The sequence below is a fragment of the Arthrobacter sp. TE12232 genome (assembly GCF_054062615.1).
In genome coordinates, this window is sequence record NZ_JBSSFK010000001.1 from 1350943 (window position 1) to 1376252 (window position 25310).

Here is a 25310-nt window from a genome sequence, read left to right on the forward strand (position 1 = left end):
GACCCACCCTAGGCTTGTGAGCCACCTCTCACGGGTGTGCAAAATGACCTATAGTCTTCAGTCATGAGACTTAATGCACTGCCGACCCGGTGGTGGGCCCGGCGTCCGGGCGGCCAGACCGGGATCCACGGCCGTGGCTGCTGAGGGCTCCGAGCGGCTCGGCTTCGTCACTCTGGCGCAGTTCCTGGGCCAGCTTCCGGCGCTGAAGGTCCTGCACGACGGCGGCAACGGAGAGGGGCGGCTGCGCTGGGTTGAGCCGAGTGAGCTGGACGACCCGACCCCCTACCTGCTCGACGGCGAGTTCCTGCTCACCGCCGGCCTGCCGTTCGTAGGCGACGGCGGCAGCCAGGATGCGGTGGACGCTTATGTGCGGCGGCTGGTTGAGGCCCGGGTCGGTGCCCTCGGATTTGGCCTGGAACCCTACTTCGATGCCGTGCCGGATACCGTGGTCCAGGCCTGCCGGCGGCAGGAGCTGACGCTGGTGTCCATCCCGGGGAACCTCCCGTTCGCCGCCCTGGGGCTCGAGTTCTCCCGGCTCCTCGAATCGGACAACGCCAAGACCTTCCGCCAACTGGCGGACACCAACCGGCAGTTGATGCGCGCGGTCCTGTCTGCGCGCCCCGAACATGAACTCCTCGCCGCCCTCGTGCAGCGCGTCCCGGTCTGGGCCGTGCTGGTCGGCGCCGACGGCCGGGTGCGTGCCCGCGGCCCGGCCGCCCCGGGCGTTGATTCAGCCGCCTTGCAGCCGCTGCTGACCCGGCTGCTCGCCGGCAGCGGTCCCCGGGTGGAGATGGATTCGTTCGACGCCGCCGGCTCGTCGCTGGTCTTCGGGCATCCGCTGCGCAGCACCCGGGACGCCAACCTCGGCGCTCTCGTCATCGGCACGGACGCCGCGCTGACCCCGGCGCAGAACAGTGTTGTCTCCACCGCCGTCGGCCTGCTGGAACTGCTGGTCCGCCAGCGCACCAGCGGTTCCCTGGCCCCCAGCCAGCTGGCCACGGCGCTGCTCCTGCATCCGGAAAGCGTGGCGTCAGGAACGGCACGGCACGTCACCGGGTTGAAGGACCTGCTGGCACAAAGCATTTCCTCCACCCGGTCCGGTCAGCTGCGCGTCATTCAGGGCCTCCGGCTGGACACCGCCGCCGGCAGCGGCAGGACGGCGGACGCGCCGCGCCGCACGGGCGAGGGCCCGGTCCGGGAGCTGCTCGAGTGGCGCAGGCTGTTCGACACCAAACTGGTGGAGCTCACCGACTACGGCTTTGCCGCCATAACGCGCCTGAAGGTCGACGACGCCCTGCTCGCCGAGGTCGAACGGCTCGGGTGGAGCCTGGTGATCGGCAGCAGCACCGAATTCGCCGGCCTGGCGGAGGCCTACCAGCGCGCCTCCTCGCTGCGGAAACGTGTGCTCACGAGCCGCCGGAGCGCCCGGGAGGACGACGTTACGTGGTCCGTGACGGGCCTGCTGGGCGCCGAGGCCGGGGCCCAGCTGGCGGGGCGCCTGCTGGCACCCGTGCTCGCGCTTGAGCCGGAACGCCGCGACAACCTGCTCGGCATCCTGCGGGCCTGGCTGGGCGAGAACGGCAGCTGGGACGCCACGGCAAAGGCCACGGGCCTGCACCGCAACAGCGTCCGCCGGCAGATCGGCATCATCACCGATCTGCTGGGACTTGACCTCAATCAGGCGCAGGCCCGCGCGGAGCTGTGGATAGCGTTCCAGTACCTAGGCGGCCTGGAGCTGCCCGGCGCCCCGGCTGGCTCGGCGGTGCCGGCCGCGTCCGACGTCGTTGCGCCGGCTGCTGGCTCCCCCGCCGCCCAGACCCGTGGCCGGACGCCCGCCGGTCAGACGTCCCAGGAACGGTAGATGTCCGGGCGGCGGTCGCGCAGATACGCCACGGCGGCCTCCGGATCGTCCGCCCTGTCTGCGCTGCCGGCCCCTTCGGCAGGGTCCGCGGCGGCGTTACTGGGTTCACCAAGCTCGGCAAACAGCAGTTCCGCCCCGGGGCCGGCCTCGGCCAGGACGGCTCCGTCCGGACCCGCCACGATGCTGCCGCCGTGGAAGTCATAGCTGCCCTCCACGCCGGTGTGGTTGGCATAGGCGACCGTGAGCTGGTTCTCCAGGGCCCGGGCCCTGACCAGCACCTTCGGCACGGCGTCGAACCCGCCGGCGAGGGCCGTCGGCACCAGGAGCAGTTCGGCACCGCGCACGGCGGCGGCCCGTGCGGACTCGGGAAATTCGATGTCGTAGCAAATAACCAGCGACGTTTTGAGCCCGTGGAACTCCACGACGCCGGGGGCCGCGGCGGCCGGCGCAAACGCAGCCCGCTCATCGGGGCCGAACAAGTGCACTTTCCCGTAGCTGAGCAGTTCGTCTCCTGACTCGTCGACCAGAGTCGCTGAGATGTGCCACCCTCCTGCTGGCGTCACGGCGGGCAGGCTGTAGACCAGGGCGATGTTATGGCGCCGGGCGATCCCCGCCAGGGCCTCCCGGAGCGCAGGCAGCGTGGCGGGGTCGAAGTCCGTGCGCAGCCGGCCCGGCGCGTAGCCCACGGGGAAGAGCTCGGGGGTCAGCAGCAATTGCGCCCCCGCGGCCGCCGCCGTGCGCGCCGCGTCATCCACCGCGGCGCAGTTCGCCGTTATGTCCAGCACGGCGGAGTTCGCCTGCATCAGGGCCAGCAGCACCATTACCACCTCAAGATTTTCCGGGCACCTCCGCAGGACCGCTGCGGACTCTCTTGTCCCAGCGTAGCTTCGGCCCACACGGCCTGCAGTGGTGCATTTCCGCCCGGCCGTCCGGCGGGCAGGGCAGAACGTCCCGGCAGCGGAGCGTGGAAGCGCTAAGGGCCGCTCGCGCCGCCGGAATCCTGCGGCACCGTTATCAATGCGTTAACTTCTTGACTACAAGCCGCGGATGCGTCACGCTTCATAGCATGCCCTCACCAACGCGCTCAACGAGGAGCCGAACCAAGAACCCGGGATCGCAGTCCGCGCTCCGGCATCTGAACCAGCAGCGGATCATCGAATGCCTCCTCGCCGGTCCTTCCACCCAGGCGGAACTGGCCCGCCAGACCGGCCTTTCCACTGCGACTGTTTCCAACATCGTCAAGATCATGCAGGACGCCGGACTGGCCTCGACCGAGCCGATCACCAGCTCCGGGCGACGGGCATTGAACGTACGGCTCAACAGCAACGGTGCCGTCGCCGTCGGGATCGACTTTGGCCGCCGCCACTTGCGCGTGGTCCTGGCTTCGCTCAGTTATCACGTGATCGCCGAGGAATCGGTCCTGCTTCCCTTGGGCCACCACGCGGAGGAGGGCATCCAGGCCGCCGTCGGTGTACTGGACCGGCTGCTCGCCAGCAGCGGCGTGGAACGCAGCGCCCTGGTGGGTGCCGGCGTCGGAATTCCCGGCCCGATCGACCGGCGCACCGGCACCGTGGCGCAGGGCGCGATTCTGCCCGAATGGGTGGGCATCAACATCCTCAAACGCCTCGAGGAAGCCCTTGACCTGCCCGTTTTCGTGGACAACGACGCCAATCTGGGCGCCCTGTCCGAGGTCACTTGGGGGCCGCACAGCGGCGTCAGCAACCTGATGTTCCTCAAGATCGGTTCGGGCATCGGCGCGGGTCTGATCCTCAACGGCGTCCCGTACTACGGCAACGTGGGGATCACTGGCGAAATCGGCCACGCCACCATCCACGAACATGGGCTGATCTGCCGTTGCGGGAACCGGGGATGCCTGGAAACCATCGCCTCCACCACCACCATGATCGAACTCCTGAGCCGTGGCGAGGATCGGCCCCTCACGCCCGGAGACATCGTCCGGAAAGCCCTGGAACGGGACTCCGCGACACTCCGTGTGGTGGACGACGCCGGTCTCGCCGTCGGACGCGCCCTGGGCAACGTGGCGAACCTGATCAACCCGGAAGTCATTGTGGTGGGCGGTCCGCTGGCAGGGCTCGGCGAGCTCCTCCTGGATCCGATCCGGCGCGGCCTGATCCGCCACGCGGTGCCGGTCATCGGGGAGACCACTACCCTCACGATGTCATCCCTGGGCGACCGGGCGGAGGCTCTCGGGGCCACGGCTTTGGTGTTCCAGCACGCCGGAATCCGGCGGAACTAACCATTCGTTATCGGGCCGTTGCGTTAAAGACTTGACGACAAGGCCTGTGATCCAGTTTACTTTTCCATCAGACGGCCCTGCGGTTTGCAGGGGCGGACAACGAAGTCATGCATTGGAGGCGTAAGGGCAGATGACGTCCCTCAACACGCACAGTGATCCGCTAATCCTCGAGATGCGTTCCATCACCAAGGAATTCCCCGGCGTTAAAGCTTTGGCCGATGTGAGCCTGCGGGTGAAGGCCGGCGAGATCCACGCCATCTGCGGTGAAAACGGCGCCGGCAAGTCCACCCTGATGAAGGTCCTGTCCGGGGTTTACCCGTACGGCACCTACACCGGGGACATCGTTTACCAGAACGAAGTCCAGGAGTTCAAGGACATCCGCGCCAGCGAGCACGCCGGAATCGTGATCATCCACCAGGAACTCGCGCTGATCCCGGAACTGTCGATCATGGAGAACATCTTCCTCGGCAACGAACCGACCAAGCGCGGCGTGATCGACTGGACCGAGGCCCGGAAGCGGTCCATCGAACTGCTGGCCCGGGTGGGGCTGCGGGAAGACCCGGACACCCCCATCAAGGAGATCGGCGTCGGCAAGCAGCAACTGGTCGAGATTGCCAAGGCCCTGAACAAGTCGGTCAAGCTCCTGATCCTGGACGAGCCCACGGCCGCGCTGAACGAGTCCGACTCCCAGCACCTGCTGGATCTCATGCTCGGCCTGAAGGGCCGCGGCATCACCTCGATCATCATTTCCCACAAGCTCAACGAGATCGAACAGATCGCGGATGAGATCACGATCATCCGCGACGGCAAGTCGATCGAGACCCTGAACGTCAAGGCCGACGGCGTCGACGAGGACCGCATCATCAAGGGCATGGTGGGCCGGACCCTGGAATCCAGGTTCCCGGACCACGAGCCGAAGATCGGCGACGTCCTCTTCGAAGTGAAGAACTGGAACGTCGGGCACCCTCAGATCCAGGACCGCCTGGTCTGCAAGAACTCCAGCTTCTTCGTCCGCCGCGGCGAGATCGTCGGGTTCGCCGGCCTCATGGGCGCCGGACGCACCGAGCTGGCCCGGTCCGTGTTCGGGCGTTCCTACGGCCGCTTCATCTCGGGCCACGTCTATAAGGATGGCAAGGAACTGCAGCTCAAGAACGTCCGCCAGGCGATCGACGCCGGGCTGGGCTACGTCACGGAGGACCGCAAGTCCCTGGGCCTGAACCTGCTGGACGACATTAAGGCCACCACGGTCTCGGCGAACCTGCGCAAGATCAGCAAGCACTTCGTGGTGGACACCAACAAGGAGTACATGGTTGCCGAGGAGTACCGGAAGTCGCTGCGGACCAAGACGCCCTCCGTCGAGGAAGGCGTCGCGAAGCTCTCCGGCGGCAACCAGCAGAAAGTCGTGCTGGCCAAGTGGATGTTCACCGACCCGGACGTGCTGATCCTGGACGAGCCCACCCGCGGGATCGACGTCGGCGCCAAGTACGAGATCTACGGCATCATCCAGAACCTGGCCAACCAGGGCAAGGCCGTGATCGTCATTTCCTCGGAACTGCCCGAACTGCTGGGCCTCTCGGACCGGATCTACACGATTTTCGAAGGCGCCATCACCGGCGTGCTGAACAAGGACGAAGCAAGCCAGGAAAGCCTCATGAAACTCATGACGTCCGCCCGCAAGACCGCCTCACCCTCTGAGACCATCCAGAACTAGCCGAACACCCCGGACACAAGGACTGAAACAATGAACGCGCTCAAGAAGCTCTTTGGCGGCAACACCCGCCAATTCGGCATGATCTTCGCCCTGGTTGCGCTGATCGTGTTCTTCGAGATTTTCACGGAGGGCCGCACGCTCACGTCGGGCAACGTCATCAACCTCTTCAACGGCAACTCCTACATCCTGATCCTCGCCATCGGCATGGTTCTGGTCATTATCGCCGGGCACATCGACCTCTCGGTCGGTTCCGTCGCCGCCTTCGTGGGCGTCTGCGTGGCCCTCTTCATCCGTGACTGGGGCCTACCCTGGTACATCGGCGTCCTGATGGGGCTGGGGCTGGGCATCCTGATCGGAGCCTGGCAGGGATTCTGGGTGGCCTACGTCGGCATTCCAGCGTTCATCGTGACGCTGGCCGGCATGCTGATCTTCCGCGGCGCCAACCAGTTGGTCGGCAAGTCGAACACCATCCCGGTCCCCACGGATTTCCAGTACCTCGGCTCCGGCTACCTGCCCGAGATCGGCCCGAAAACCGGCTATAACAACCTCACCCTGGTCCTGGGCCTGCTCGGCGTCGCCTTCGTGATCTTCAGCGAGATCCGCTCCCGCCGCAACGCCAAGGCACTCGGCGCCGAGGTCCCCGAAGTCTGGGTCAGCGTTCTCAAGCTGGTCCTGGTCTGCGGCGCCATCCTTTACGCCACCTACCTCTTCGCTACCGGCCGGCCGGGCACCTCCTTCCCGATCCCGGGCCTGATCCTCGCCGTCCTGATCCTCATCTACGGCTTCATCTCCTCCAAGACCGTGATTGGCCGCCACATCTACGCCGTCGGCGGGAACCGACACGCCGCCGAGCTCTCTGGCGTCCAGTCCAAGAAGGTCAACTTCCTGGTCATGATGAACATGTCCTTGCTGGCCGGCCTCGCCGGCATGATCTTCGTCGGCCGGTCCACCGCCTCAGGCCCGTTCGACGGCGTCGGCTGGGAATTGGACGCCATCGCGGCTGTCTTCATCGGCGGCGCCGCGGTCACCGGTGGCGTGGGCACCGTGATCGGCTCGATCATCGGTGGCCTGGTCATGGCCGTGCTGAACAACGGCCTGCAGCTCCTGGGCGTCGGCGCTGACCTCACCCAGATCATCAAGGGCCTGGTCCTGCTGATCGCCGTCGCGTTCGACGTCTACAACAAGTCGCAGGGCAAGCGGTCGATCATCGGCATGCTGATGAAGAACTTCGGCCGCAGCAGCGAGATCAAGGCCGACGAGACCACCCAAACCAAAGAGGTCATCTCCAGGGGGATATGATCCGCTACCCCGAATCCCGAATCCCACAATTCTCCGCACACCACCAAAAGAAAGAGAACCAAGCAATGCGAATGATTGGTAAAGCAGGAAAGGCAGCAGCAATCGCTGCAATTGCGGCACTGGCGCTGACAGCCTGCGGCCGTTCCGACACCGGAACCACCAGCGGTTCTTCCTCCGGGGGCGAGGCCTTCCCGAAGGGCTCTTCTATCGGTGTCGCGCTGCCCCAGAAGACCTCAGAAAACTGGGTCCTGGCTGAGCAGCTGTTCAACGACGGCCTCACCAAGGCCGGCTACAAGCCGGATGTGCAGTTCGCCAACGGCGGCGTTTCGGATCAGCAGAACCAGATCAGTGCCATGATCACCAAGGGCGACAAGCTCATCATCGTCGGTGCCATCGACGGTGCGCAGCTGGGCACCCAGCTCAAGCAGGCCAAGGACGCCGGCGCCACGATCATCGCGTATGACCGGCTGCTCCTGAACACCGAAAACGTGGACTACTACGTGGCCTACGACAACTTCAAGGTCGGCGAACTCCAGGGCCAGGCGCTGCTGGACGGCATGAAGGCCAAGAAGCCGGCAGGCCCGTACAACATCGAACTCTTCGCCGGTTCCCCCGACGACGCCAACGCGAAGGTCTTCTTCGACGGCGCCATGAGCGTCCTCAAGCCGAAGATGGACGACGGCACCCTGAAGGTCCTCTCCGGCCAGACGAGCTTCGAGCAGGCCGTTACCCAGGGCTGGAAGGCAGAGAACGCCCAGAAGCGCATGGACACCCTGCTCGCCGGAACGTACGGCAGCGCCGCGCTTGACGGCGTGCTGTCCCCGAACGACACCCTGGCCCGCGCGATCATCACCTCCGTCAAGGCCGCCGGCAAGCCGATCCCGGTTGTCACGGGCCAGGACTCCGAGGTTGAGTCAGTCAAGTCCATCATGGCGGGCGAGCAGTACTCCACCATCAACAAGGACACCAACGCGCTCGTTGAGCACTCGATCACCATGGTCAACGACATCCAGGCAGGCAAGAAGCCGGAGATCAACGACGACAAGTCCTACAACAACGGCGTCAAGGTTGTTCCCGCGTACCTGCTGAAGCCGGTCATCGTGACCGCCGAGAACGTCCACACGGCCTATGTCAACGATCCGGTACTTGGACCGATCACCAAGCAGTAGTTCCTGACCAGCAGTTCCTGACTTAGGCGCAGGTTCCACCGGCGCCAGCCAGACACGAGAGCCCCGGCTCCCCCGCAAGGGAGGGCCGGGGCTCTCGTGTTGCCTGCGGCGTTTTGCCACTCCCTTTTGCCTCTACTTTTTTTGCCTGCTCCCTTTTGCCTGCTCCCTTTTGCCTGCGGCAGAGAGCTTCACAGCGGATCCATAGCTTCACCGGGAGGTTCGCACAGCAGCCCGTACCACTGTGGGACCAGCCGCCGGACAGTGGGTCCGGCAAGAGACACCCAAGAAAAATTAGGAGTACCGTGAGCGTTCTTGCCCGGAGTGTAGGCAACGCCTTTCGAAACAAGGTCAGGACCGCCGCTGTGGTGGCCGTGCTGGCCGTAGCAATCGGACTTGCCCTGGCCATGCTCGTAGCCAACCAGGCTGTCACCGGCAAGGTCGCCGAGCTCAATGCCTCCGTAGGCACGGTCCTGACGGTCAACCCGGCCGGCGGCCAGGGGTTCGAAGGCGGCGGCGAGCCGTTGACCGCAGCGCAGGCGGCCACCGCGGCCGCCGTCCCCAACGTCACCAGCGTGGTCGGCACCAAGGCACTGCGCCTGCGCAACGCCGCCGAAGCCGCGGCCGAGGCCGCGTCCGGACGGACAGGCCAGGGCGGCCCGGGAGGCCAGTCGGCCACCTCCGTCACCACGAGCCTCACCGCCGCAGTCGACGCCGGCACGCTCGGGAACCGGAACCAGGCCGCCTCCGGGGCCTCCGGAAGCGGCACTGCCGGCTCCACCCAGGCCGCGCCGTCGTTCTCGCTGCCGGTCACCGCAACGGGCATCGGCGCCGAGGTGGACTCCACCGGCAAGGCCCTGCAACTGACGCAAGGCACCGGCCTGGGCGACTACACCGCCGCATCCACCGGCGCCCTGCTGGGCACCACACTGGCCACGAAGAACGGCCTGGGCGTGGGCTCGACATTCACCATCAAGGACCAGACCTTCACCGTCAAGGGACTCTTCGACGCCGGCACCGCCTTCGGCAACAACGCCCTCTACGTGACGCTCCCCACCGCCCAGACCCTCGCGGCGCTGCCGGGCGAACTGTCCACCATGATCGTCACGGTCAACAGCATGGAGAACGTCGACGCCGCCAAGACCGCCCTCCAGGCCGCACTCGGCTCCGATAAGGCGGACGTCACCCAGGGCCAGCGGAACCTGCAGACCGCCGTCAGCTCGCTGGACAGCGTCAAGAACATCTCCTTCATCGCCTTCGCTGCGGCCCTCGCCACTGCCGGCCTGATCATCCTGCTGATCATGGTCATGCTGGTCCGCGAACGCCGCCGCGAGATCGGCGTCCTGAAGGCCATCGGAGCGCCTAACCGCACCATCGGACTGCAGTTCGTGCTGGAGGCCCTCGTGCTGGTGGCCATGGGCAGCGTGGTGGGCGCGGCCATCGCGTCCTTTGCCAGCGGCGGGATCGCGAGCGCCCTCATCAGCTCAAGCAGCAGCACGACTGCGGCTACCGGCCAGCGCGGCGGCCCCGGAGGCTTCCCCGGCGGCCCGGGCGGTGCCTTCGGCGGGGCCAGCCAGCTGCTGACCTCCGTCACGGCGAGCGCCTCCCCCGAGATCATTGCCACGGGCATCGCCGCGGTATTCGGCGTCGCCATCATCGGGGCCCTGGTTCCGGCCCTGCTCACCGCACGCATCCGCCCCATCGAAGTCCTCCGAGGAGAATAGCCATGATCGAAGTGAAGAACCTGGTCCGCACGTTCAAATCCGGTGACCGGACCATCAAGCCGGTCAACGACGTCAGCTTCGAGCTCGAACAGGGCACGCTGGCCTCGATCGTGGGCAAGAGCGGCAGCGGCAAGAGCACCCTGCTGTCCCTGCTCGGCGCGCTCGACAAGCCGACCAGCGGCGACGTGGTGGTCAACGGCGTGAGCCTGGCCAGCATGCCGGACGCCAAGCTGACGAATTACCGGCGCCGGGACATCGGATTCGTCTTTCAGCAGTTCAACCTGATCCCGAACCTCTCGGCCGTGGACAACGTGATGCTGCCGATGGAGTTTGCCGGGGTGCGCAAGGCCGCCCGGCTCGAGCGTGCCCGGCAGCTGCTCGAACAGGTCCAGCTCGACCCGGACAAGCACGTGCGGCGCATCAACCGGCTCTCCGGCGGGGAGCAGCAGCGGGTGGCGATCGCCCGGGCGCTGGCGAACGAACCGAAGCTGATCCTGGCCGATGAACCCACGGGTAACCTCGACGAGCAGACCGGCGAGCACATCATCGAGCTCCTCAGCGCGCTCTGCCGGGACCACAACACCACCATCCTGGTCGTCACCCATGACCGGTCCCTGGCCAACAAGACCGAGCGGCGGTTCCGGCTTCAGCAGGGCCGGCTCACGGAGGAAACGACCCGGACCCGTGCGACCGCGGCCGTGACCGGCTAACGGCGGCGCTGCGGGCGGGTCCCTTCCGATCCTCCCGCAGCTTTTGCCCCCAAGAACCAATCCCTCCCGCAGATCCCGCCCCCAAAACCCAATCCCTCCCGCAGGTGGGTGAGAAGATGGCACCATGTCTGCCCTCATCGCGAAGCCGTGGCTGTTCAGCCAGCCGGACCAGGACCCCCGTACCGCCACCGGCGCCCGGCTGCGCTGGGGGATCATCGCCACCGGCGGGATCGCCGCAGCGGTCACCCGCGACCTCGAACTTCTGGCGGATGCGGAACTGCATGCTGTCAGCTCCCGCACCCAGGCGGCAGCCGACGCCTTTGCGGCCGACTACGGCTTTGTCCGCGCCTACGGCGACCACGACGGCGCGAACGGCTACGACCGCTTGTTGGCGGATGACACCGTCGACGTCGTCTACGTCGCTACGCCGCACGCCCACCACCACGAGATCGCCCTCGCCGCCCTCAACGCCGGCAAGCACGTACTCTGCGAGAAGGCCCTCACCATCAACGCGCGGGAAGCCGCCGAGCTGATCGCGGTGGCCCGGGCTAACGGATTATTCCTTATGGAGGCGGTGTGGAGCCGTTTCCTGCCCAGCATGCAGCGGGCGTTCGAGATCGCGGCCTCGGGCGAGATCGGTGAGGTCAAGTGGGTCGGCGCCGACCTCGGCTTCCCGGCACCGTACTCGCCGGGTTCCCGGCTTTGGGCGCCCAAGGACGGCGGCGGCGCCCTGCTGGACCTGACGGTCTACCCGCTGCTCTGGGCGCTCGGCACGCTGGGGTTCCCGCAAACAGTCAGCGCTACCGGCTGGCTCAACGACGACGGCGTGGACGCCCAGAACGCTCTGACGCTCGGCTACCACCACGGCGCGCAGGCCCAGCTGACCTCCTCGTTGCTCGCGCATGGGCCCCGTACTGCCACCGTCGCCGGCAGCAAGGGCTTCCTGCAGACCTCCGGCTCCATCAACAACCCGAAGGAGCTGCTGGTCAGGGTTGGCTTCGACGATCCGCGCACGGAGCAGTTCACGACGGTGGGTCGCGGCTACACCTACGAGCTCCGCGAGGTCACGCGCTGCATCCAGCAGGGGCTCACTGAGAGCCCGGTCATGCCGCTGGAGGACTCCCTGAACACCATGCGGCTCTTCGACGGTGTACGCGCGCAACTCGGAGTGAGTTACCCGAACGACGCCCACTGACGACCCCCCCGCCGGCCGCGAACCCGGCCGGGGCCCAGTGTCTCGGTATGCCTACAGTTTCGGCGCTGCTCTGGACTCGCCCGTTGGGGCCGACTTACCCTGTAGGCAATTGTCTACTCTTCCCGGAGCGGGGGTGCGCGCATGGATCCAGCAGCGTCGCCCTCCCGCGCGGGCCGCAGCCTCCGCCCCCTGCGCCGCGTCGTCTTGGCGGCCCTAGCCGGCGCCGCGTGGCTGACGCTCTCAGGCACCGCCGCGCAGGCGGACGACGCGTGCACGATCTACGGGCCGGCCGGCGACGAGCACGGGACTGTAGCAGCTGCCGAATGCGCGGATTCCGACGACTTCCCCGTTCCCGCCCTCGACGGCTCCCAGGTGCCTCTGGAGTCCGACCCGGCCCCGTCGGGCACGTGGACCGCGGGCGCCGTTCCTGCGCTGGCAGTAGCCCCGGCGGACGCTTCCCGTACCGTCGCCTCGAACGACGTCGCAGATGACGCGCGGGTCGCTGCTGACAAGGCGGCTAAGGGAGGCGCTGGGAGTGCCGTTGGGAGTGCCGCGCCAGTTCCGGACGCGCCACCGCCCGCAGTTGATCCCGGACCTCCTGCCTCCGATCCGGCGGTATCTGATCCTCCACTCCCCGCGCCAGACGCCGCCCCGCCTTCCACTTCGCCCGCCGCGGATCCCGCCGTCCCGGCAGTGGATCCGACAGTTCCTGGCACCGGGGTGGTTCCGCCCGCCGTCGACCCGGCCGCTCCTGTAGTGGACCCGGCCGTTCCAGGCACGGGCACTGTTCCGCCGGTCGGGGTCCCCGCGGCTCCGGTGGATCCGGCCCCACTGCAACCAGGTGACCCCGCCGCCATCGTTCCGGGCGTGCTTCCGGGCGCCGCCGTTCCGGGTGACGGCACAGCGGCAGCACCGCCGGCGGCCGTCGTCGGCACCTCCCCGCCAGCGAACAGCGTGAAGGCAGCATCACAGGAACCGCCAGCGCCCGCCGCTCTGGCAGGTCCTCCGGCTCCCGGCCCGCTCCAGACATACCGCCCTGCGGTTGCCCCGGTCACCTATGCCGGTTTGCTGATGTCGGAACCCGTTTCGGCGGCACCCGTCCAGTCGGCCGCTGCCCCACCTGCCGAACCTCCTGCCGGCACCGGTGGTCCGCCGGTCTCCCCCGGCACCCCCGGTCCGAGCCCCTGGCATGGCGGCACGGGCCTGCCTGCCCCTGACGCGCTCCCGGCTGCTCCGGGCTCGGGGTGCGGCAGCGGTCAGTCCGCCAACGGGCCTGTCGGAACGGCTGCCTGGATGCCCGGCCTGTACTTCTGCCTGCCCACAACAGGAGCCGATCCCATCACCGGTCCGCTCCAGCACGAATACGCCGCCGTTAGCGCTGATCCCGGTTCTTCTCCTGACTAGTCGGGCCGTCTCTGTCTCCACAGAGCACGGCCCGTCGGGCTGCCTTGGCGCCCGTTAACTGTCACCCAGGAGATTTCCCAATGGACTCAACCGTCCGCCGCCGGGTTGCCGGCACCCCAATTCGCAACGGGCTGATCCCGTCAGCGCCGTCACCGGCTGCGCCGCCAAAGCCCGCAGCATCAAACCCGGCACCGCCAAAGTCCGCACAGTCAGAGCCGGCACCGTCAATGTCCGGGCCGTCGGAAGTGCTGCCCGCACCCGCGCATCCGGAACGCTCCGGCCAGCATCCGCGCGCCGGATGCAAGGCCCGCCCGCCGTAATGCACTGCCCCGCTCCCCTCGAGGTCCTGTGACCGCCGGAGCGAGGTCGTTGGGTCCGCTGGGGGACCCAACGGCATTCACTGGCTCCGGCGGTAGGGCGCCTTCGAAGGAGCGGCCCGTCAACACAAACCCGTCAACAAAAGAGGCCCGCTGCCGGCCACGGCGCATCCGACACAGGCCCAGGGTGACGGCAGCCGATACCCGTCCCCGTATTATTCTTGTGGAGCGCCGCCGTGGCGCACAGGGAAGATACGGGGACATCGTGGACAGTTCGCCCAACAGCATCATGGCGGAGCCCTTGGGCGGCCGCTATCAGCTGGGGGATGTGATTGGCCGGGGCGGCATGGCATCGGTCTACACTGCCAAGGACCTGAACCTGGGCCGGGACGTGGCGCTGAAGCTCTTCGCACCGCAGTCGGCCGACCCGGATGAACTCCGCCGCCAGGAAGCCGAGATCGAACTGCTGGCCACCCTGAACCATCCAAGCCTGGTGACGTTGTTCGACGCCGGCACGGACACCCGGATTCCCAATGAGCCCAGGCCCTTCCTGACCATGGAACTCGTGGACGGCCAGGATCTGCGGACCAGGATCCGGCATAGTCCCCTGCCCCTGGACGAGCTGGCCGTCGTCGGCGCCGGGATCGCCGACGCCCTCGCCTACGTCCACGGGCTGGGCATCGTTCATCGGGATATCAAGCCCGCCAACATCCTCCTGGTGCCGGTCCGGCCCGGCGAGCCGCTCCGTCCCAAACTCACCGACTTCGGCATCGCCCGGATCATCGACGGGACCCGGCTGACGGCTACGGGAACCATGGTGGGAACCGCCGCCTACCTCAGCCCGGAACAGGCCCGCGGCGCCGATCTCGGACCGGCGAGCGACATCTATTCCCTGGGCCTGGTCCTGCTCGAATGCCTCAAGGGCCAGGTCGAATACCCGGGCAGCGCCGTCGAATCCGCCGTAGCCCGCCTGCACCGCGCCCCCGCCATTCCGGCCGAAGTCCCCGCCGAGTGGGCCCGGCTCATCCGGGCCATGACCGCGCTGGACCCCCTGGACCGTCCCTCGGCCGCCGAACTCGAGGCGGCATTGCGCTATGCCCTGGTTTCCCCGGGATCCCTGCCCGGGCCCATCAAAGAGGACCATACCCGGGTCCTCCCGTCGCCGCCGGCCAGGCCGGCACGGCCGCCGAGGCCCGGGGCTGCCCCCGGCACCGGCGCATTAGGGACAACTGGAACGCGCCCCCTGAATCTGCTGGACCCGGCAGCTGTGCCGCCCCGGCCACGACGCCGCCCCTCGCTTTCGCGAGGAACCGCTTGGTTCCGCCGTGCCGGGCTCCGTACCCGCGTGGCCCTGGTGCTCGCCGTCGTCGCCGTCCTGGCCGTGGGGGCTGTGATCGCGGTGGCGCTCTCCACCCCGGCCCCCGTCGACGTCGTCCCCTACCCCACTGTCACGGGACCGCTCGGGGACCACCTGAAGGATCTGCAGAAGAGCGTGGAACCATGAGCCGGCGAATCACGTGGCGGGACCGCAGCGGTTCCAACTACCGGAGGGCCGCAGGGCGCCTCGCCGGAGTGCTGCTGGCCGGGGTGCTGGCCGGATCGATGGCGGGCTGCGGCTCCCCCGCACCCGACTTGGGCCGCGATGCGGCCACGCAGCTACAATCCCAAGTCCTGGCCGTCAGCGAGGCGGCCGCCGCCAATGACCCCGCGGGCTCCCTCAAGCTGCTCGACGAACTTCTGACCCGACTGGATGCCGCTGCCGCCAACGGCGAGGTGTCCTTCAAACGCCACCAGAGCATCAAGTCATCGATCGACGCCGTCCGGGCTGATCTCGCCGCGCAGCAGGCGGCCGCCGAACGCGCCGCGGCGGACAAAGCGGCGGCTGAAAAAGCGGCGGCTGATCAAGCCGCTGCGGCACAGGCGGCGGCAGCTGCCGCACAGCCTGCACCGGCCGCCGTCGCGCCGGCTCCTGCACCCGCCGGGAAAGCGAAGGAAAAGGGAAAGGGCAAGGGCTGACCCGAGGCCCGCCGGCCGCCACCTCTGGGGCAGGATCAGGGCGTGCCCGCGCCGCCGTCGCCGTGGGTATCGACATGTGGTCCTGCGGCCTCATCGGGCAGCAAAACGCCCCGCGTCCCTTTCGGGAAGCGGGGCGTTCTGCGTCACAACCGGCTGCGCGCTGCGGGAGTGCTGCGCGGCCGTTGCGGCTGGAGCCTACTTCGTCAGCATCGCGAGGACTTCGCTGAACTTCGCCGAGGGACGCATGACGGCGGAGACCTTCGCCTCATCGGGGCGGTAGTAGCCTCCGATGTCCACCGGGGAGCCCTGCACGGCCAGAAGTTCGCCAGTGATGGCTTCCTCGTTGGAGTCCAGCGCGCCGGAAACGGCAGCGAAAGCGGCGGCGAGCTCGGCGTCGTCGTTCTGGCGGGCCAGTTCCTGGGCCCAGAACTTGGCCAGGTAGAAGTGGCTGCCGCGGTTGTCCAGCTCGCCGGCCTTGCGCTTCGGGGACTTGTCCTCCAGCAGGAACGTGCCGGTGGCGCGGTCCAGGGTGTCGGCCAGGACCTGGGCACGGGCGTTGCCGGTGCTCGTGGCAAGGTGCTCGAAGCTAACGGCCAGGGCAAGGAATTCACCCAGGCTGTCCCAGCGCAGGTGGTTTTCCTTGAGCAGCTGCTGGACGTGCTTCGGGGCGGATCCGCCGGCGCCGGTCTCGAACAGGCCGCCGCCGTTGATCAGCGGAACCACCGAGAGCATCTTGGCGCTGGTGCCGAGTTCGAGGATGGGGAAGAGGTCCGTGAGGTAGTCGCGGAGCACGTTGCCGGTGACCGAGATGGTGTCCTCGCCCTTGCGAAGGCGTTCCACCGTGAAGGCCGTGGCCTCGTCCGGGGACATGATGGAGATCTCCAGGCCCTCGGTGTCGTGGTCCTTGAGGTATTCCTCCACCTTGGCGATCATCTGGGCGTCGTGCGCGCGGCCCTTGTCCAGCCAGAAGACGGCGGGCGTGGCGGAGGCGCGGGCACGGGTGACGGCCAGCTTGACCCAGTCGCGGATCGGCACGTCCTTGGTCTGGCAGGCGCGCCAGATGTCGCCCGGGGCGACCTGGTGCTCGATCAGCACGGTGCCGGCGTCGTCGACGATCTGGACGGTGCCGGCGGACTGGATCTCGAACGTCTTGTCGTGGCTGCCGTATTCCTCGGCGGCCTGGGCCATGAGGCCGACGTTCGGAACGGTCCCCATGGTGGTGGGGTCGAACGCGCCGTGGGCGCGGCAGTCGTCGATGACGACCTGGTAGATGCCGGCGTAGCTGCTGTCCGGGAGGACGGCGAGCGTGTCGGCTTCCTGGCCGTCGCGGCCCCACATGTGGCCGGAGCTGCGGATCATGGCCGGCATCGAGGCGTCGACGATCACGTCGGAGGGCACGTGCAGGTTGGTGATGCCCTTGTCGGAATCGACCATGGCCAGTTCGGGGCCCTCGTTGAGGCCCTTCTCGATGGCTGCCTGAACGTCGCCGCGGATCTCCTCGGGGAGGTCCTCAAGGCCGTTGAGGATGGAGGCCAGGCCGTTGTTGGGGCTCAGGCCGGCCGCGGCGAGCTGCTCGCCGTAGGTAGCGAAGAGATCGGCGAAGTAGGCCTTGACGACGTGGCCGAAGATGACGGGGTCTGAAACCTTCATCATGGTGGCCTTCAGGTGGGCGGAGAAGAGCACGCCTTCCTTCTTGGCCCGGGCAACCTGGTCAATGAGGAATGCATCCAGGGCGGCGGCGCGCATCACGGTGCCGTCGATGACCTCGCCGGCCAGGACCGGGAAGGCGCGCTTGAGGACCTTCACCGTGCCGTCTTCCTTGACGAGCTGGATCTTGATGTTGGTGTCCGCATCGATCACCACGGACTTCTCATTCGAGCGGAAGTCGTCGGCTGCCATGGTGGCCACGTTGGTCTTGGACTCTGGAGACCACGCGCCCATGCTGTGCGGGTTCTGGCGGGCGTAGTTCTTGACCGAGAGCGGGGCGCGGCGGTCCGAGTTACCTTCGCGCAGGACCGGGTTCACGGCGGAGCCCTTGATCTTGTCGTAGCGGGACCGGATGTCCGTTTCCTCATCCGAGGCGGGGTTGTCCGGGTAGTCCGGCAGCGCGTAGCCATGGCCCTGGAGTTCGGCGATAGCCGCCTTCAACTGGGGGACGGAGGCGCTGATGTTGGGCAGCTTGATGATGTTGGCTTCCGGCGTCTTGGCAAGCGCGCCAAGTTCGGCCAGGGCATCGCTGACGCGCTGCTCTTCGGTGAGGTAGTCGCCGAATGCGGAGATGATGCGGCCGGCCAGCGAGATGTCGCGGGTCTCCACTTCCACACCGGCCGTCGAGGCGAACGCCTCAATGATCGGCAAGAACGAATAGGTGGCCAGCATCGGCGCTTCGTCGGTGTGGGTATAGATAATCTTTGCCATTGCTCGGGCGTCTCCCTGAAGGTCTGGGTATTTCCGGAATCTTGTGTTATCTCAACACCCCTAACTTACCCGAGGTGCCCCCTTTGACGCCTACCGGCGTCGTGCGCGGACGGGAGCATGACACCCAAAAACGGCATAACAAGAATTGACAATTCACTTTACAGATTAGTCAAACTGCCGTAGTTTCGTTCCCATCCAGCGGCCGCCACAGGCGGCCGCCCCGCTTTTCACCGGTTAGGACACCCATGAGAACACCCAAGACTCTGGCCACCAGCCTGCTGACTCTTTCAGCCGCAGCGCTGCTGGCCCTGAGTGCCGCGGGGGCGGCCACCGCCTCCCCCGCACCGGCCAAGGCACCGGTCTCCGCCTCCGACGTCACAAGCCACACCGTCACCGAAACCGGGACGGCCGACTACTGGACCGCGGAACGCATGCGGAACGCGGTCCCCGGTGACGTCCTGGCGGACAAGGCCATGAAGCGCGGCAAGTCCTCGAAGTCCGCGGCGGCACCGCTGGAGGGTGCCGCCCCGAGCACTGTCGAGGCTGCGGCTCCGACGCTTCAGTCCCAAGCGCAGCAGTCGCAGACCCTGCAGACCAAGGCCAACGCAAGCGAGAACCCCGTCCCGCACATCGGGAAGGTCTTCTTCACCCTCGGCGGGACCAACTACGTCTGCTCCGGCAACTCGGTCTCCTCCGGCAACAAGAGCACTGTCACCACGGCCGGGCACTGCGTCAACGAGGGGCCGGGCGCCTTCGCCACCAAGTTCACATTCGTCCCGGCCTACCTCAATGGCGCAGCCCCCTACGGCAAGTGGACGGCCAAGGCCCTCTACGCTCCCACACAGTGGAGCTCCGCCGGCGACATGACGTACGACACCGGGTTCGCCGTGATGTCCACACTCAACGGCCAGTACCTGACCGATGTGGTCGGCGGCTCCGGGCTGCAGTTCAACGCCGCCCGCGGCCTAAGCTACAAGTCCTTCGGCTACCCCGCCGCGGCGCCCTTCAACGGCGAATCCCTCAAGAGCTGCTCCGGCACTGCCACCAACGACCCCTACAACCCGCAGTTCAACACCCAGGGAATCCCCTGCAACATGACCGGCGGCTCCTCGGGCGGTCCGTGGTTCATCGGCACCAGCGCTTCCGGTTACCAGAACTCCATCAACAGCTACGGTTACGGCAGCAACTCCACCACCATGTACGGCCCGTACTGGGGCAGCGTCATCCAGCAGGCCTACACGACGGCGGCCGCTTCCTAGCCTGACCGGCGTTCCTGACCCGGACCGCACGAGCCCCGGTTTCACCTACCCCTGCAGTTTCGCCTACCCCGGCGCGGGGTCACCTGCAGCCGGTCTCCAGCAGTGGGGACGGCCCACGGTGGCCCCGCGTCGGCGTTGAACAGTTGAACATGCGACGGCGGTCCGCCACGGGACATGCCCTCCCCACAGGCCAAGGCCTGGACATATCCCCCATATATCCAGCCCTTGGCCTGAAAAATGAGCATGTCCCCCGCGAGAATGAGCATGCTCCGCGGGCTCGCCCATCAGCCCACTCCTCGCCACAAGGAATGAACATGACCTACGGGCTCGCCCATCAGCCCACTCCTGGCCGCGAAGAATGACCATGTCCCACAGCCTGCCCACCGACCAACACCATGGCACAACGGACGAGCATGTCCCGCGAAAAGAATGAGCATGTCCCTTGGCCTGGCTGGTGACCTCCAACGGCGACAGAGGTCACCGGACATGCCCTCCCAACACTCCAAGGCCTGGACATATCCCCCTATGTCCAGCCCTTGGCCTGAGAAATGAGCATGTCCCCCGCAGGAATGAGCATGCTCCGCGGGCTCGCCCACCAGCCCACTCCTCGCCACAAGGAATGAGCATGACCTACGGGCTCGGCCATCAGCCCGCTCCCGCCCGCGAAAAATGAGCATGTCCCGCAGCCCTGCTCGCCGACGGACCCGGAGGGCACAAAAAATGGGCATGTCCTCCGGATAAGGGAGGACATGCCCATTCTTTGTGCGGCTTCTACTGCGGCGGCTTCTGCGTACAGCGGGAACCGCGGATGTGTGCAGCTGGAACCGCGGACTCCTAGTGGAAGAAGTGGCGGGCTCCCGTGAAGTACATCGTGATGCCGGCGGCGTTGGCCGCGGCGATGACTTCCTCATCCCGGACGGAGCCGCCGGGCTGGACCACGGCCCGCACGCCGGCGTCGACCAGGATCTGCAGGCCGTCCGCGAACGGGAAGAACGCGTCCGATGCCGCCACCGCACCGCGGGCACGCTCGGGAGCCTCGCTGGCGTCGGTGCCGGCCGCACCGCCGGCGGCGTCGACGTCGGACTCCACGGTGACGCCGAGCGTGTTGGCGCGCTCCACGGCGAGCTTGCAGGAATCAAGCCGGTTGACCTGGCCCATGCCGATGCCGACGGCGGCACCGTTGTCCGCGAGCAGGATGGCGTTGGACTTGGCGGCGCGGCAGGCGGTCCAGGCGAACGCGAGGTCGGCCAGGGTGTCGGCATCGGCGGCGTCGCCCGCGGCAAGGGTCCAGTTGGCGGGGTTGTCACCCTCGGCGTCGACCTTGTCCGTGGCCTGCACCAGCATGCCGCCGGAGACCTGGCGGAACTCGGTCGGGTAGCGGCCGTAGCCCTCGGGCAGCGCCAGGAGACGGATGTTCTTCTTCTTGGACAGGATCTCCACGGCCTCCTCGTCGAAGCCCGGCGCGATGACGACCTCCGTGAAGATTCCCGCCACAGTGCGGGCCATGCCGGCGGTGACAGTGCGGTTCGCGGCGATGACGCCGCCGAACGCGGACACGGGATCGCAGGCGTGGGCCTTGGCGTGGGCGTCGGCGATCGGGTCCGCCGCGGACGCGGAGCCCACAGCCACGCCGCAGGGGTTGGCGTGCTTGATGATAGCGACGGCGGGCTCGGCGAAGTCGAACGCGGCGCGCAGGGCGGCATCGGCGTCGACAAAGTTGTTGTAGCTCATGGCCTTGCCGTGGATCTGGTCGGCCTGCGCGATGCCGGCCGGGGCGGCCTTGTCCACGTACAGCGCGGCCTGCTGGTGCGGGTTTTCGCCGTAGCGGAGCACCTCGGAGCGTTCCAGGGCCAGGCCGGCGTAGGCGGGCCAGTTGATCAGGCCGTCGCCGTCCTCGTCGAGGAACTGGCTGGCGGTCCAGGTCGCCACGGCGGTGTCGTAGCTCGCGGTGTGCGCGAACGCCTTGGCGGCGAGCCGGCGTCGGGTCTTCAGGTCGAAGCCGCCCGAGGCGGCCGCCTCCACGACGGCACCGTACGACGCCGGGTCCACCACGATCGCGACGGCGGCGTGGTTCTTCGCGGCTGAGCGGACCATCGCCGGGCCGCCGATGTCGATCTGCTCGACGACGTCGTCCGCCGCCGCGCCGGACTTCACGGTCTCCACGAAGGGGTAAAGGTTGACGACGACGAGGTCGAACGGCTCGATGTTCATGTCGGCCAGCGTCTGCATGTGGGCCGGGACGCGGCGGTCCGCGAGGATGCCGCCGTGCACGCGCGGGTGCAGGGTCTTGACGCGCCCGTCCAGCATTTCCGGGGAGCCGGTGACTTCTTCGACTTCCTGCACGGGGATGCCTGCGGCGGCGATCTTCTTGGCCGTGGAGCCGGTGGAGACGATCTTGACGCCGGCGTCGTGCAGGCCCTGGGCGAGCTCCTCCAGACCGGTCTTGTCGTAGACCGAAATCAGTGCCCGGCGGATGGGCACTCGGTCGATGGATACACGGTCAAGCTGCGTGAAGCTCACAAAAAGTCTCCGTCTTATATCGCGGCGGGCCGCGGGTGGTGGGGATGCGGCCAGTTTATCGCGTCCCGGCCCTCCGCCTTCCCTCGGGGCTGCCCGCGCGCCGGAGTGTGAAGCATGCACCGGCCGTGCCCGGGCCACGTAGAGTTTTCACACAGGAGGCCAAGATGAACACGTACACCACTGTGCCCAGCGGCGAACAAGTGGTCCAGGAACTGCCGTGGCGGTGGAAGGTCCAAGGCCGGATCTTCCTGATCGGCGGCCTGGGCTTCATGTTCGACGCCTGGGACGTCACCCTCAACGGCATCCTCATTCCGTTGCTGTCCAAACACTGGTCCCTGAGCCCCGGCGATGCCGCCTGGATCGGCACGGCGAACCTGATCGGCATGGCCCTCGGTGCCTTCGTCTGGGGCACCATCGCGGACACGATCGGCCGCAAGAAGGCCTTCACCGCCACGTTGCTGATCTTCTCCATCTTCACCGTTCTCGGCGCGGTCTCCCCCGACTTCATGTGGTTCGTCGTGTTCCGCTTCATGGCCGGCTTCGGCCTCGGCGGCTGCATCCCCGTGGACTATGCGCTGGTGGGCGAGTTCACACCCCGCAAACAGCGCGGCCGGGTACTGACCGCGATGGACGGCTGGTGGCCGATCGGCGCCGCCCTGTGCGGTTTTGTCTCCGCCGGACTGGTCGCGGCCTTCGCTGACTGGCGCCTGACCATGCTCGTCATGGTGCTCCCGGCACTGCTCGTGTTCTGGATCCGCCGCAGCGTGCCGGAGTCCCCGCTCTTTTTGATCCGCAAGGGCCGCCGCGACGAGGCCGCCAAGGTGATCGACAGTCTGGTCGAGGCCACCGGCGCCGAGCCCCGCGTCTACAGCCTGCCCGCACCGCAGGACGCACCCCGGCTCTCCGCCGGCAGCGCGTGGACGCAATTGCGTGCGCTCTGGCAGTTCAACTGGAAGATCACGACGGCGGCCTGGGCCCTCTTCTTCAGCATCCTGCTGGTGTACTACCTGTCCCTGACGTGGATGCCGCGGATCCTGATCGGCGCCGGCTTCGAGGAGTACAAGGCCTTCCTGACCACGGCGTCCATGGCCGCCGTCGGTCTCCTCGGCGTGGTGGTGGCCGCCCTGCTCGTCGAACGCGTGGGCCGCAAGTGGATCCTGGCCATCACCGGCCCGCTCTCGGCCCTGACGCTCGTGATTGTGGCAATCGTGGTGGACATCCCGACGGCGGCCGTGTTCTGGCTCCTGGTCTTCGGCTTCGTGGTGCAGGTGGCCATCCCCGTGCTGTACGCCTACGTCTCCGAGCTCTACCCCACCGAGCTGCGCGGTTCCGGCTTCGGCTGGGCCTCGACGTTTTCTCGCCTCGGCGCCGGGTTCGGACCGCTGGTCTTCGCGGCCGTCCTGTGGCCGCAGCTGGGGCTCGCGACGTCGTTTGCGCTGGCCGGCGGCCTGGTGCTGCTGTCCGTGCTGTGGATGGCGTTCTTCGCCCCCGAAACCAAGCAGCGCCGGCTCGACTAGCGCGCTCTCCTTACTCCCGGATGCGCTATCACTTGTGGTCTCTCTGAGCCGCCGAAACCGCCATAAGTGATGGCGCATCCGGGGAATGACATCAGGGAGTTGGGGCGCGAGCAAACAGACGACGACGGCGCCCCTCACCTTGGGAAGGTGGGAGGCGCCGTCGTCGTGGTCGTCCAGCCCTGCTACTGGATGCAGGTCACGTAGACCGAAAGGGTGTTCGTCTTCAGCTGGGTGACGGACCAGCCCGTCGGCTGGCCCGATGCCCCCACGACCGGCTGGCTGGCCGTAACCTGGTTGCCGTTATTGCTGAGGGACGAGAAACCGCCACCGGTAGCGACGTGGCCGGCCGCGCAGCTGGCCACGACAGTGAGTGTGGAGGCGCTGGCCGACGCGACGGTCACGCTCGTGGACGCCGCGGCACCGGTTGCGCCGGTCGCTCCGGTTGCACCTGCGGGGCCGACCGGTCCGACAGGTCCCATGGGCCCGACAGCGCCGGTAGCACCTGCGGCGCCGGTCTCGCCCTGCAGGCCGGTCAGACCCGTCAGGCCGATGGCGCCGGTCGCTCCGACTGCGCCGGTCTCGCCCTGAACACCCTGGGCACCGGTCTCCCCGGTGTCGCCCTTGTCCCCGGTGGCACCCGTCGCGCCCGTGTCACCCTTGTCGCCCTGGGCGCCCTGGGCGCCGGTCTCCCCGGTGGCACCCGTCGCGCCCGTGTCACCCTTGTCGCCCTGGGCGCCCTGGGCGCCGGTCTCCCCGGTGGCACCCGTCGCGCCCGTGTCACCCTTGTCGCCCTGGGCGCCCTGAGCTCCTTCGGCTCCGGCGGCCCCCGTTTCGCCGGTGGCACCCGTCGCACCGGTCTCGCCCTTGAGGCCCGGCAGTCCCTGGATGCCGGCAAGCCCCTGGATGCCCTGGGCACCGGCGATGCCCTGGATGCCCTGGATGTTCCAGGAGATCGCGGTTTCCTTCTTTGAATCGCATGATGCACCGGCCGCGAGCACACGCAGCTCGCCGCCGTTGTTGTTGTTGTAGCAGCCCTTGATTTCGCCGGCGGGCGTCGAGGACGCCGCGACGGCCGCAGAAAGGGCGCCCGTTCCGAGAACGAGCGCCGCAGTGAGACAAAGGATCTTTGGACTTGTTCTGGCAAGGCTGAATCGAGCCATGGAATACCCCCGAATGACGCAACGAACGAATGAGACTGCGCCAGACTACGGGGCCATCCCACTACTTGCACCGGCTCAGAAATACCTGTCTTTGCCTCGGCACTACCCGACTTTTGCGGCGGAGTACTCGCTTTTGGGGGTCCGACTACTTGGTCGGGTTGGGAGTGCCGCTACTTGCGTCCGTTGTGGGCCGCGGCAAGGGACGCCAGCGTGGAGACCAGGAGGCGGCGCTCTACCACCTTGATGCGTTCGTGCAGGGACTCTTCGGTCTCGCCGTCCTCGATCGCCACGGCCTCCTGCGCGATGATGGGGCCGGTGTCCACGCCGGCGTCGGCCCAGTGGACCGTGCAGCCGGTGACCTTCACGCCGTAGGCCAGGGCGTCGCGGACACCGTGCGCGCCCGGGAAGGACGGCAGCAGGGCCGGGTGCGTGTTGAGGTATTTGCCGCCGAACGCATCGATGAAGCCGGCGCTGACAATCCGCATGAAGCCCGAGGACACCACGACGTCCGGGGCGTAGGCGGCGACGGTCTCAGTCAGGGCCGCGTTCCAGGCAGCCCGGTCCGGGTAGGCCTTGAAGTCCACCACGAACGTCGGGATTCCGGCGGCCGCGGAGCGCTCCACCCCGAATGTTCCGGGCCGGTCGGCGCCGACGGCGGCGATCTCGACGTCGAGCGCGCCGGCGGTCACGGCGTCGATCACTGCCTGGAGGTTGGAGCCGGTGCCGGAAACGAGGACTACGATGCGCATGGTCCTAGCTTATGGGGCCGCTCGCGT

General features: G+C 67.6%; 18 protein-coding genes. 13 read left to right on the forward strand and 5 right to left on the reverse strand.

The window, feature by feature from the left end; translation table 11 throughout:
• Window positions 1–73 precede the first annotated feature (73 nt).
• Entirely contained in the window at window positions 74–1861 is a 1788-nt protein-coding gene (locus tag ACVWZ7_RS05955; RefSeq protein ID WP_456507266.1) for a PucR family transcriptional regulator ligand-binding domain-containing protein, read from the forward strand.
• On the opposite strand, the gene ACVWZ7_RS05960 is transcribed toward ACVWZ7_RS05955, so the two are convergent.
• Window positions 1840–2682, reverse strand: a complete 843-nt coding sequence (locus ACVWZ7_RS05960) for a nitrilase-related carbon-nitrogen hydrolase (protein ID WP_456509071.1) — start codon at window positions 2680–2682, stop codon at window positions 1840–1842. The genes ACVWZ7_RS05955 and ACVWZ7_RS05960 overlap by 22 nt on opposite strands.
• A 245-nt stretch (window positions 2683–2927) precedes the next feature.
• Here ACVWZ7_RS05960 and ACVWZ7_RS05965 point away from each other — a divergent pair, with 245 nt between their 5' ends.
• The 10 genes from ACVWZ7_RS05965 (at window position 2928) to ACVWZ7_RS06010 (ending at window position 15660) form a co-directional block, all read left to right on the forward strand.
• Complete coding sequence (locus ACVWZ7_RS05965) at window positions 2928–4118, forward strand: ROK family transcriptional regulator (protein ID WP_116765959.1); 1191 nt, start codon at window positions 2928–2930, stop codon at window positions 4116–4118.
• A 130-nt stretch (window positions 4119–4248) separates the two neighbouring features.
• Entirely contained in the window at window positions 4249–5829 is a 1581-nt protein-coding gene (gene mmsA, locus ACVWZ7_RS05970; RefSeq protein ID WP_116765958.1) for a multiple monosaccharide ABC transporter ATP-binding protein, read from the forward strand.
• 30 nt (window positions 5830–5859) lie between these two features.
• The gene (gene mmsB / locus ACVWZ7_RS05975) at window positions 5860–7128 is read left to right on the forward strand and encodes a multiple monosaccharide ABC transporter permease (protein ID WP_456507267.1); all 1269 of its coding nucleotides are present in this window, start codon (window positions 5860–5862) and stop codon (window positions 7126–7128) included.
• A gap of 65 nt (window positions 7129–7193) precedes the next feature.
• Window positions 7194–8297, forward strand: a complete 1104-nt coding sequence (locus ACVWZ7_RS05980; protein WP_344364314.1) for a sugar-binding protein — start codon at window positions 7194–7196, stop codon at window positions 8295–8297.
• Between the two features lie 302 nt (window positions 8298–8599).
• Window positions 8600–10018, forward strand: coding sequence for an ABC transporter permease (locus ACVWZ7_RS05985; protein ID WP_456507268.1), 1419 nt, complete (start codon window positions 8600–8602; stop codon window positions 10016–10018).
• A gap of 2 nt (window positions 10019–10020) precedes the next feature.
• Window positions 10021–10728 (forward strand): ABC transporter ATP-binding protein, encoded by a 708-nt coding sequence (locus ACVWZ7_RS05990; protein WP_456507269.1) that lies wholly within the window; start codon window positions 10021–10023, stop codon window positions 10726–10728.
• A gap of 124 nt (window positions 10729–10852) precedes the next feature.
• Window positions 10853–11923 carry a Gfo/Idh/MocA family protein gene (locus ACVWZ7_RS05995; protein WP_456507270.1) on the forward strand — a complete coding sequence of 357 codons (1071 nt, stop codon included), beginning with the start codon at window positions 10853–10855 and terminating at the stop codon, window positions 11921–11923.
• 141 nt (window positions 11924–12064) lie between these two features.
• Window positions 12065–13327 carry a hypothetical protein gene (locus tag ACVWZ7_RS06000; protein WP_456507271.1) on the forward strand — a complete coding sequence of 421 codons (1263 nt, stop codon included), beginning with the start codon at window positions 12065–12067 and terminating at the stop codon, window positions 13325–13327.
• Between the two features lie 579 nt (window positions 13328–13906).
• The gene (locus ACVWZ7_RS06005; RefSeq protein ID WP_456509072.1) at window positions 13907–15148 is read left to right on the forward strand and encodes a serine/threonine-protein kinase; all 1242 of its coding nucleotides are present in this window, start codon (window positions 13907–13909) and stop codon (window positions 15146–15148) included.
• Window positions 15145–15660: a mucin-associated surface protein gene (locus tag ACVWZ7_RS06010; RefSeq protein WP_456507272.1), complete on the forward strand. Its 516-nt coding sequence runs from the start codon at window positions 15145–15147 to the stop codon at window positions 15658–15660. Before ACVWZ7_RS06005 ends, ACVWZ7_RS06010 begins: the two co-directional genes overlap by 4 nt.
• Before the next feature lie 195 nt (window positions 15661–15855).
• Here ACVWZ7_RS06010 and ACVWZ7_RS06015 read toward each other — a convergent pair whose 3' ends face one another.
• Window positions 15856–18078: an NADP-dependent isocitrate dehydrogenase gene (locus ACVWZ7_RS06015; protein WP_456507273.1), complete on the reverse strand. Its 2223-nt coding sequence runs from the start codon at window positions 18076–18078 to the stop codon at window positions 15856–15858.
• A 245-nt stretch (window positions 18079–18323) separates the two neighbouring features.
• On the opposite strand from ACVWZ7_RS06015, the gene ACVWZ7_RS06020 reads away from it, so the two are divergent.
• Entirely contained in the window at window positions 18324–19337 is a 1014-nt protein-coding gene (locus tag ACVWZ7_RS06020) for a trypsin-like serine peptidase (RefSeq protein ID WP_456507274.1), read from the forward strand.
• A gap of 834 nt (window positions 19338–20171) precedes the next feature.
• Here the strand turns inward: ACVWZ7_RS06020 and purH are convergent.
• Entirely contained in the window at window positions 20172–21857 is a 1686-nt protein-coding gene (gene purH / locus ACVWZ7_RS06025; RefSeq protein WP_456507275.1) for a bifunctional phosphoribosylaminoimidazolecarboxamide formyltransferase/IMP cyclohydrolase, read from the reverse strand.
• A 164-nt stretch (window positions 21858–22021) separates the two neighbouring features.
• Here purH and ACVWZ7_RS06030 point away from each other — a divergent pair, with 164 nt between their 5' ends.
• The gene (locus ACVWZ7_RS06030) at window positions 22022–23374 is read left to right on the forward strand and encodes an MFS transporter (protein WP_456507276.1); all 1353 of its coding nucleotides are present in this window, start codon (window positions 22022–22024) and stop codon (window positions 23372–23374) included.
• A 182-nt stretch (window positions 23375–23556) separates the two neighbouring features.
• Here the strand turns inward: ACVWZ7_RS06030 and ACVWZ7_RS06035 are convergent, their stop codons facing one another.
• Together ACVWZ7_RS06035 and purN are read right to left on the reverse strand one after the other, a co-directional pair.
• Window positions 23557–24534 (reverse strand): hypothetical protein, encoded by a 978-nt coding sequence (locus ACVWZ7_RS06035; protein ID WP_456507277.1) that lies wholly within the window; start codon window positions 24532–24534, stop codon window positions 23557–23559.
• Window positions 24535–24704: 170 nt separating this feature from the next.
• Window positions 24705–25283 (reverse strand): phosphoribosylglycinamide formyltransferase, encoded by a 579-nt coding sequence (gene purN, locus ACVWZ7_RS06040; protein ID WP_344364338.1) that lies wholly within the window; start codon window positions 25281–25283, stop codon window positions 24705–24707.
• Between the last annotated feature and the right edge of the window lie 27 nt (window positions 25284–25310).